The organism is Mycobacterium sp. TH-M25 (genome assembly GCF_057473665.1).
In genome coordinates this window covers 1-9,614 of the sequence record NZ_JBYCLA010000295.1, presented here as the reverse complement: position 1 = coordinate 9,614, position 9,614 = coordinate 1, and the positions used below count along the sequence as shown (strand labels likewise).

Genomic DNA, 9,614 nt, shown 5'->3' with positions numbered 1-9,614 from the left:
CGACTTGCCCGAGCCGGTGCTGCCGATCACGGCGGTCGTGGTGCCGGGCTGTGCCGTCAACGAGATATCCTGCAGCACAGCCTTTTCCGCGCCGGGGTAACGAAACGACGCGCGGTCGAGCCGAATCATGCCCGGGGCCGCGGCCGGCCGCACCGGATTCGGCGGGTTGCCGACGGCGACAACGGTCGACAGCACCTCGGTGATCCGCTCGGCGCACACCGCGGCCCGCGGCAACACCATCACGGTCATCGTCGCCATCACCACCGCCATCAGGATCTGGGCGAAGTACACCAGGAAAGCGATCAGCGATCCGACCTGCATCTGGCCGCTGTCGATGCGCAAGCCGCCGAACCAGATCAGCGCCACGCTCGAGCAGTTGATGGTCAGTGTGGTGACCGGCAGCATCAGCGCCTGCCAATTGCCGGCCGCCTGCGCGGTGGCCGAGAGCGCCACATTGGCGTCGTCGAAACGCTGTCGCTCGAACGGCTCTCGGGCGAATGCCCGCACCACCCGCACGCCGGAAAGCTGCTCGCGCATCACCCGGTTGATGTTGTCGATCAGTCGCTGCATGCTGCGAAACAGCGGCAGTGTCCGCGAGATGATCGGGTAGTTGGCGGCCACCAGCACCGGAATGCTGACCAACAGCAGCCACGACAGTCCGGCGTCTTGGTGGACCGCCATCGCGATGCCGCCCGCGCACATGATCGGCGCGGCGACCAGCACCGTGCAGCCCATCTGGACCAGGAACTGGATCTGCCGCACGTCGTTGGTGGTGCGGGTCAACAGCGTGGCCGCGCCGAATCGGGCGGTCTCGTGCTCGGAGAACGTGGTGACCTGATGAAACATCGCCGAGCGGAGGTCGCGGCCGACACCCATCCCGGCGCGGGAGCCGAAGTAAAGCGCGCCCACCGCGCACAGCACCTGCAGCGCGGTCACCGCGAACATCAGCCCGCCGAGTCGGATGATCGTGGGAGTGTCGCCCTTGGCGATGCCGTCGTCGATGATCGTGGCGTTGACCGTCGGCAGGTACAGCGAGGCCAGGCTGCTGACCAACTGCAGCGCCATCACCGCTGTGACCAGCGATCGGTACGGCCGCACGAACTGGCGCAGCAGTGCCACGAGCATCCGATAACTCTTGCACACAAGAAACCACAGCTCACCGCGTGTGCGATGGTTGGCATCTGTTGGTGCCGCTACAGTGCAACCTGTGATCACCAGAAGGCGCGGGTAGCGGTGCGACGTAACGTGGCGGCGCTGGTGTGCGCAACGGCAGTCCTGGTCCCGATGGCGGCAGCCTGCTCGGGTTCCGATTCCGGTTCCACGTCCCAGTCGTCTGGGTCGACGGCGCCGTCGTCCGGTAACGGGATCCACGGTCCGATGTTCCCGCAGTGCGGCGGCATCAGCGACGAGACGGTGAACAAGCTGACGCAGCTCAACGGCTTGGTGGACACCGCCAAGAACTCGGTGGGCTGCCAGTGGCTGGCCGGCGGTGGGATCCTCGGGCCGCACTTCTCGTTCTCCTGGTATCGCGGGAGCCCGATCGGGCGTGAACGCAAGACCGAGGAGCTGTCGCGGTCCAGCGTCGAAGACATCAACATCAGCGGCCACAGCGGGTTCATCGCCGTCGGAAATGACCCGCAGCTGGGTGATTCGCTGTGCGAGGTCGGAATCCAGTTCAACGACGACTTCATCGAATGGTCGGTGAACTTCAATCAGAAGCCCTACCCCGACGCGTGCAACGTCGCCAAAGAGTTGGCGCGCCAGACGATTGCGAATGGAAAATGAGTGTCCGCGTGCGTCGCCGGGCCCTGGTGAGCGTGGCGGTGTTGGCCACCGCACTGTCGGTGGCGACCGGTTGCACCCGATCGGTCGCCGGCACCGCGCACAGGGCGGGCGCCGGCGACGTGCCCCGAAACAACACCTCCGAGCAGCAGTACCCGAACCTGCAGAAGGAGTGCGAGGTCCTGACCACCGACGTGCTGGCCAAGACGGTCGGCGCGGATCCGCAGGACATTCAGAGCACCTTCGTCGGAGCGATCTGCCGCTGGCAGGCCGCCAACCCGGGCGGTCTGATCGACATCACCCGGTTCTGGTTCGAGCAGGGCAGCTTGGACAACGAGCGCAAGGTCGCCGAATTCTTGACCTATCAGATCGAGAACCGGGCCATCGCCGGTGTGCCGTCGATCGTGATGAAACCGAACGACCCCAACGGCGCGTGCGGTGTAGCCAGCGACGCCGCCGGCGTGGTCGGGTGGTGGGTGAACCCACAGGTGCCCGGTATCGACGCCTGCGCGCAGGCCATCAAGCTCATGGAGCTCACGCTCTCGACCAATTCCTGACGCCGCGTTGATGCTTTGATCTGGGGACCATGCAACCTCCGGCATGCCCAACCATAGTGGCATCTACCAGCCCATTTGCGGTGAACTCCTGGGAGTTCACCGCCGTCTCAGGTTATTGACACCCGAAAGCGTCGCTGGCCCATACTCAAGCCCTATACGATCGTCTGATGTCTGAAACACCCTCACACGAGCCATCGTCCGCATCCGAGGACGTCACCGAATCCGTCGCCGCGGCTACCAGCACGCCGGCGACGACCCCGACGGCTACCTCGCACGCAAGCCCGTCCAAGCTGCCGTTCTGGCTGGCGGTGGCGGCTTTGGTGCTGGCGATCCTCGGCGTCGCGGGCGCCGCTTTTGGATACTTCTACCCCAACGAGAGCGCCGCGGCCGCGGGCAAGTACAGCGACCAGCAACGCAAAGATGCCAAGAAGAAAATCTGTGAGACGTTCAAGATCGTCGACCGCGCAGTGGTCAGGAACTCGCACCTGAAGAACCCGGACAATGGCGGGCCCATCGGTGCGCTGTCGGTCGCGACCGCCCAGCGCTTCGCGTTCTACGACGGCGGGGACTTCCTGCGGGACCGGGTGGCCTCAGAGCCGGCGACCCCCAAAGACCTGGCGGACGACGTCAACGCCCTCGGCACCCAGCTCGAGGAGCTCAGCATCGGCTACCTGGCCGGGACGCAAGACTTCGCGCAGGAGGAGCTGCGTCAAAACCTCGACGAGAAGATCAAGAAGATCGTCGAGATCTGCAAATAACCCGTTGTAGCCGCGGCTAACGCGGCACGTGAAAGTCGACCAGCTGGGCGGACCCGAGTTCGAGGTCCGCCCAGCTGCCGTTGACGCGCAGAACGGCCATCGCCGAAGTCGGGAATTTCGCCGCGATCCGTTCGGCGGCGACGGTGTTGGCGCTGGGGCGGTCGGCCAGCCTCAGGGCCAGCTCGCTGGTGCTCGGCTCGTGTCCGACGACCAGCAATGTCGCGACCTGGTTGCCGACGCCGTTGATCTGGCCGATCACAATCCCGGGCGTGGAGTCGTAGAGCCTGTCGAGGTAGCGGACAGGCGCGCCAATTCCGCTGCACGCCAACGTTTCGCGGGTACGTATCGCCGTCGAGCACAGCGCCAAGTTGATCGTGGGCAGATGGCTACGCAGCCAATCGCCCGCCAGGCCGGCTTCGCGCTCACCTCGCGCTGCCAGCGGCCGGTCGTGGTCGGCCACCCCGTCGGGGTAGGCCGACTTGGCATGACGCATCAGCACCAGGGTGCGGTCATGGTCGGACATGCGGGTGAGATTACCCTGGCGCTGTTGCGACTTATGGGGTAGATGGGGCTGATGCGACGGCTGGTTACGACGCCGTGCGGCCAGGGCTCGGACCTGCCGATTGAGGTCCCCGGACTTGTCGGTGGGTGGTCCTAAACTCGCGTTGCCCGGTCGCCACTGGCCGGACATCACGCAGAAGGGACTCCGGTCGCCATGCGATTCCTGCACACCGCCGATTGGCAACTCGGCATGACCCGCCACTTCCTCGCGGGCGACGCGCAGCCGCGCTACTCCGCGGCCCGACGCGACGCGGTGGCCGGACTCGGACCGCTGGCGACGGCCGCCGGCGCCGAGTTCGTGGTGGTCTCCGGCGACGTCTTCGAGCACAACCAGCTGGCGCCAGCGGTTATCAGTCAGTCGCTGGAAGCCATGCGCGCCATCGGGATTCCGGTCTACCTGTTGCCCGGCAACCACGATCCGCTGGACGCCTCCTCGGTATACACCAGCGCGCTGTTCACCGCCGAGCGCCCGGCAAACGTGCATGTGCTCGATCGGGCCGGGGCCCACGAGGTCCGGCCCGGGCTGCAGATCGTCGCGGCGCCGTGGCGGTCCAAACGACCGACGACCGATCTGGTCGCCGAGGTGCTCGAGGGCCTTCCGGCCGACGGGGTCACCCGGGTGCTGGTCGCCCACGGCGGTGTCGACGTACTCGATCCCGACCCCACCAGGCCCTCGCTGATCCGATTGGCCGGCGTGGAGGACGCCTTGGCGCGCAGCGCGATCCACTACGTGGCGCTCGGCGACAAGCATTCGCTGACCGAGGTGGGCAGCACGGGCCGTATCTGGTATTCGGGCTCGCCGGAGGTCACCAACTACGACGACGTCGAGGCCGACCCCGGTCACGTGCTGATCGTCGACCTCGACGAGGCGGATCCGCAGCGTCCGGTGAGCGTCGATGCGCCGCGCGTCGGCCGCTGGCGATTCAGCACGCTCACCCGGCACGTGGACACCAGCCGCGACATCGCCGACTTGGACGTCAACCTGGACCTGATGCCCGACAAGGATCGAACGGTGGTGCGGCTGGCCCTGATTGGCTCGCTGACCGTCACCGACCGCGCCGCGATGGACGCCTGCCTGGACAAGTATTCGCGGTTGTTCGCCTCGCTGCGGGTGTGGGACAGCCACAGCGACCTGGCGGTGATTCCGGCCGACGGCGAATTCAGCGACCTGGGTATCGGTGGGTTCGCCGCCGACGCGGTCGAGGAGCTGATGAAGGTCGCACGCGGGGACGGTGAGGTCCCGGGTGACGCCCAGGCGGCGCTGGGGTTGCTGTTGCGGCTGATCGATCATGGCCGGCAGGGGCGGGACGCGGCATGAAATTGCATCGGTTGGTGTTGAAGCACTACCGCGGAATCGACTACCGCGAGATCGACTTTCCCGACCACGGGGTAATCGTGGTGTCGGGTGCCAACGAGGTCGGCAAGTCGTCGATGGTCGAGGCGCTCGATCTGCTGCTGGAAGCCAAGGACCGCTCGACCAAGAAAGAGGTCAAGCAGGTCAAGCCGACACACGCCGACGTCGGCTCCGAGATCACCGCCGAGATCAGTTCGGGCCCTTACCGTTTCGTCTATCACAAGCGTTTTCACAAGAAGCCCGAGACGCAGTTGACGGTCCTGCAGCCGCGCCGCGAACAGCGCAGCGGCGACGAGGCGCACGACCGTGTGCAGGCCATGCTGGCCGAGACCGTTGACACCGAATTGTGGCATGCCCAAAGGGTTTTGCAGGCAACATCGACCGATGCGGTGAACCTGTCCGGCTGCGACGCGCTGACCCGGGCGCTTGACGTCGCCGCGGGTGACGCGGCGGCGCTGTCGGGAACTGAGCCGCTGCTCCTCGAGCGCATCGACGGCGAATACGCTCGCTACTTCACCGCGACCGGCCGTCCCGCCGCAGAGTGGGCGGCGGCGATCAAGGCGCTGGAAGCCGCGAACCAGGAGGCCGAGCGGTGCGCGGCGGCAGTAGCCGAGGTCGACGAGCGAGTACAGCGGCACGCCGCCCTGACGATTGAAATGACCGAGCTCGGTGAACTGCAACAGGCGGCGGCGATCCGACAGACCGCCGCCCGGGCCGCCGCCGACGAGATCGCCCGGCTCACCGAACAGGTGCGGGAGACCGAACTGATTGCCACGGCCGCGACCGCGACCAGTGCCGCGTCAACCGCTGCGCTCGCTGAGCGGATGCGACTGCGATCCGAAAGCGACTCGCGCACAGCCGCGGTCGCGGGCCTGGAAGACGAAGCGCGCGGTGCCGGCGAAGCGCTGGTGCTGGCCCGTGCTGTCACCGTCGAGGCCGAGGAGGCCGTCGACCGTGCCGACCAGCTGCTGGTCGCCGCGACGCAGCGCGTCGAAACGGCCCGGAGCGTCGTCGACGATCTGGCCCGCCGCGAGGAGACGTTGCGGCTGAGCACGAAGCTCGCGAAAATCGACGCCGCGTGCAGCGAGCGCGACGGGATTGCCAACGAGTTGTCGACTACCACCATGACCGACGAGTTGCTGCGTCAGATTGAAAAGGCCGCCGCCGCGCTCGATCGGATCGATGGCCAGCTCGCCTTGGTCTCGGCGACAGTCGAATTCGTTGCGGCCAGCGACATCGAACTGGTGATCGGCGATCAGCGGGTCGCGCTTGCGGTCGGCGAAAGATGGACGACTGTCACCAGCGCCGCCGCCGAGGTCGAGATTTCCGGCATCGTGACCGCCCACGTTACCCCGGGCACGTCGGCGCGGGAAATGCACGCGAAATATGCTGCGGCACAGCAGAAGATGTCCGCGGCGCTGGCGGCCGCGGGCGTTGCGGATGTGGCCGCGGCACGGCAGGCCGACGAGCGACGCCGCGAACTACAGAGCGCCCACGACCAAGTCACCGCGACGCTGGCCGGACTCACCGGTGACGAAGACATCGAACTGTTGCGTGCGCGACTGGCCGAATTGCGGCTTTTGCCAGCGCTTTCCGGCGATGTCGATGCTGCGGCCGCGCGCGCCGAACTGCTGGAGGCCGTCGCGGCTCGCGCCCAGGCGGAGACCGACTGTGAAACCCACCGCAAGGCAGCGGCGCTGGCGACGCGCAAGCTCACCGAGATCACCGCGCAGGTAACGCGTGCGCAGGATAAGCTTTCCGCCCAGCAAGCCGAGCTCGCCGCCATTGCCGACCGGCTGGCCGAACAGCGGGCCACGGTCCCCGACGAGAAATTGACCGCAGACGTCGAGGCCCACACGTCGGCGGCGGACACCGCCGCCAGCCGCGTCGCGCAGCTATCCGAGCAACTCGCCGCCAAGGCCCCCGAGGCCGTCGCCGCCGAGCTGGCCGATGCCGTCGAGACTCTCGCACTGCTGCAAAAACGTCACCACGACGTCGCGCGCACGTTGCATGAGATCGCCGCGCAGCTAACCGTTTTCGGCACCGAGGGTCGCCAGGGCAATCTCGATGCTGCCGAGATCGAGCGCGAGCACGCCCGCGACCAGCACGACCGGGTCGGCCGCCGCGCCCGCGCGGTGCAGATGCTGCGAGAGGTAATGAGGCGCCACCGCGACACCACCCGGCTGCGCTATGTCGAGCCGTACCGCGCCGAACTGCAGCGGCTCGGCCGGCCCGTTTTCGGCGAGACCTTCGAAGTCGACGTCGACAGCGAGCTGTGCATCCAGACCCGCACACTCGACGGCCGCACCGTGCCCTACGAGTCTCTGTCGGGTGGGGCCAAGGAGCAACTCGGCATCCTGGCCCGGCTGGCCGGCGCGGCCCTGGTCGCCAAGGAGGATGCCGTCCCGATCCTGATCGACGACGCGCTCGGCTTCGCCGATCCCGAGCGGCTGGTCAAGATGGCCGCGGTGTTCGACACACTCGGGGAGCGCGGGCAGGTGATCGTATTGACCTGCACGCCGGCCCGCTACGACGGCGTGCAGGATGCGCAGCGAATCGAGTTGTGCGCCTGAGGGTCAACCCCGCGCGTCGACCCGAGCCGGAATCGGTCCCTTCGCGACGGTGGTGCAGGGCGATTCGAGCGGAAAGTCCTTGTTGTCCGACTGGATCCGCACCGACCGGACGATGGTGGCGAGCGCGAGCGTCGTCACCAGCATCGCAAAGTGTTCACCGATGCACGAACGTGGTCCGGCGGCGAACGGAATAAACTGCCACCGATCGCGATTCGCGGAGTTCGCTGGGCTGAACCGGTCGGGATCAAAATCCAGCGGGCGATCCCATAACGTCGGATCCCTGTGCAGCGCAATGATTCCGACGGCCACAATGCTGCCCGCCTCCACTCGATAGCCGTCTACCGCGATGTCGCACAGCGGCACTCGGCCGACCCCAGCGGCCGGCGGGCACAGTCGCAGCGACTCGTTGATCACCTGGGTGGTGTATCCGAGCCGGGGAACATCGGCGGGCGTCACTTCTCTATCGCCGATCTCGGCGACCTCGGCGGCCACCCGGTCCTGCATGTCGGGATGGTGCCCCAGTTCCCACAAGGCGTAGGTCAGCATCGTCGCCGTGGTGTCGTGGCCGGACAGCATGAAGATCAGCAGTTCGCCGCAGATGTCCTCGTCGGACAGCGGCAGGCCGGTGTCGGGATCAGAGGCAGCCATCAACGCCCGAACCAGCGGCGCATCGCGGGTCGGGTCGGCGCGGCAGGCCTGCAAGATCGCCATGGTGGCCCGTCGCATCGTCGCAACCGCGGCGCGAGCCCGACGGCGTGACGGCGTCGGCAGCCACCGCGGCGCCCGCACCGGCCGCAATGCACGATCGGTCGCGTAACGCGACGCCAAGTGCATGTTCGCCGCGATCGCGCTGCCGAATTCGTTGACGTCGACACCGAGAATCGAGCGGCCGAGTGAGCGCATGGTCAGTTGGCGGCACTCAGCGTCGAGGTCGACGTCACCCACCTCACGCCAGTGATCGGCGAAGGTTTGTGCCGCCTGCGTCATGTGCTGGCCGAAGCTTTCGACGTTCTGTTTGGTGAACACCGGCTGGAGTACGCGTCTGCGCGGGGCCCACTCTTTGTTGGGCAGCACAAAGAGGTTGTCGCCCGCGACGTTTCGGATTTCCTGATGGATCTGGCATCGCTCAGTGAGTCCGTCCGTGCGTCCCAACACATCACGGACCCCGCTCGGCGAGGTGACCAGCACGAGGGCCGGGGCGAGGAACTTCGGCAACGGTTCGAAGCGCGTCACCGGTCCACCGGCCTCGCTGAGCAGCGGCAGCCCGGTATGCAAAGCGCGCGCCGCCGCCAGCGCCTGCAGAATAGACAGCGGATTTTTCGGCGCCAGCGGAAGCGTGCCGACATCAAGTTTGCCAATCGTCGCGGTCATGGCGTCAAGAATTGCGCCTGGCCGCGCGGATTTCAAGGTTTTGCGCGTATTGCCTCAGCGCATGAATCCGATTGCGCTGTAGTCGAGATCGGCCAGTCCGGGGGCGCCGAAGTTGGCCAGCGAGCTGTTGACCGCGACGTTGCCGGGGGATTGCACCAGCGGCAGGCTGAAACCCTCGGCCCAAATGAGCTTGTCGACGTCGTTGGCCAGCACCCGAGCCTTGGCCGGATCCAGCTCCTGGAGGGTCTGCTCGATCTTCGCGTCGATCTCGGGGCTGCCAATCTTGCCAAAGTTGCTCTCGCCGGTGGACGCATAGATCTGGGTGAGCGCCGATAGCGGGAAAGCGTCGCCCATCCAACCGAATTGGGCAATGTCAAAGGCTCCGACGTTGATGTAGTTGGTGAAGAATCCGCTGCCGGCCTTGGCCATCAGTTCGAGCTTCACCCCGATCTGGGCGAGGCTGTGCTGCGCGATCAGGCCGAACTGCCGACTGGTCTGTGCGTCGTAGAACAAGTCCCGGACAACTAACTGCTTGCCGTCTTTTTCCCGGAACTGCCCGTTGAGTCTCCAGCCCAGCGCGTCGAGGTCGCGCTGGGCCTTCGCCGGGTTGTAGGCGACGACTCCGTTGTTGTCTTGATAGCCCTGTTGGCCCTCGACG

The 9,614-nt window shown here is 66.6% G+C and carries 9 protein-coding genes; 5 read left to right on the top strand and 4 right to left on the bottom strand.

What is annotated here, in order from left to right:
* A partial coding sequence (locus AC2VOU_RS09915; RefSeq protein ID WP_486957219.1) for an ABC transporter permease occupies positions 1 to 1,125 on the bottom strand: 1,125 nt, incomplete at its 3' end.
* A 108-nt stretch (positions 1,126 to 1,233) separates the two neighbouring features.
* On the opposite strand from AC2VOU_RS09915, the gene AC2VOU_RS09910 reads away from it, so the two are divergent.
* From AC2VOU_RS09910 to AC2VOU_RS09900, 3 genes are all read left to right on the top strand, one after another.
* A complete protein-coding gene (locus tag AC2VOU_RS09910; protein ID WP_486957218.1) occupies positions 1,234 to 1,785 on the top strand; it encodes a DUF3558 domain-containing protein in 552 nt (183 codons plus the stop codon).
* Positions 1,782 to 2,339, top strand: coding sequence for a DUF3558 domain-containing protein (locus tag AC2VOU_RS09905; protein ID WP_486957217.1), 558 nt, complete (start codon positions 1,782 to 1,784; stop codon positions 2,337 to 2,339). Before AC2VOU_RS09910 ends, AC2VOU_RS09905 begins: the two co-directional genes overlap by 4 nt.
* Before the next feature lie 167 nt (positions 2,340 to 2,506).
* The gene (locus AC2VOU_RS09900; protein ID WP_486957216.1) at positions 2,507 to 3,097 is read left to right on the top strand and encodes a hypothetical protein; all 591 of its coding nucleotides are present in this window, start codon (positions 2,507 to 2,509) and stop codon (positions 3,095 to 3,097) included.
* A 16-nt stretch (positions 3,098 to 3,113) separates the two neighbouring features.
* Here the strand turns inward: AC2VOU_RS09900 and AC2VOU_RS09895 are convergent, their stop codons facing one another.
* Complete coding sequence (locus tag AC2VOU_RS09895; protein ID WP_486957215.1) at positions 3,114 to 3,620, bottom strand: SixA phosphatase family protein; 507 nt, start codon at positions 3,618 to 3,620, stop codon at positions 3,114 to 3,116.
* A 192-nt stretch (positions 3,621 to 3,812) separates the two neighbouring features.
* Here AC2VOU_RS09895 and AC2VOU_RS09890 point away from each other — a divergent pair, with 192 nt between their 5' ends.
* Positions 3,813 to 4,976 carry a metallophosphoesterase family protein gene (locus AC2VOU_RS09890; RefSeq protein ID WP_486957214.1) on the top strand — a complete coding sequence of 388 codons (1,164 nt, stop codon included), beginning with the start codon at positions 3,813 to 3,815 and terminating at the stop codon, positions 4,974 to 4,976.
* A complete protein-coding gene (locus AC2VOU_RS09885; RefSeq protein WP_486957213.1) occupies positions 4,973 to 7,585 on the top strand; it encodes an AAA family ATPase in 2,613 nt (870 codons plus the stop codon). The genes AC2VOU_RS09890 and AC2VOU_RS09885 overlap by 4 nt, the downstream gene beginning before the upstream one ends.
* Positions 7,586 to 7,588: 3 nt before the next feature.
* On the opposite strand, the gene AC2VOU_RS09880 is transcribed toward AC2VOU_RS09885, so the two are convergent.
* The gene (locus AC2VOU_RS09880) at positions 7,589 to 8,956 is read right to left on the bottom strand and encodes a cytochrome P450 (protein ID WP_486957212.1); all 1,368 of its coding nucleotides are present in this window, start codon (positions 8,954 to 8,956) and stop codon (positions 7,589 to 7,591) included.
* A 54-nt stretch (positions 8,957 to 9,010) separates the two neighbouring features.
* On the bottom strand, positions 9,011 to 9,614 hold a 604-nt coding region (locus tag AC2VOU_RS09875; RefSeq protein WP_486957211.1), incomplete at its 5' end, for an ABC transporter substrate-binding protein.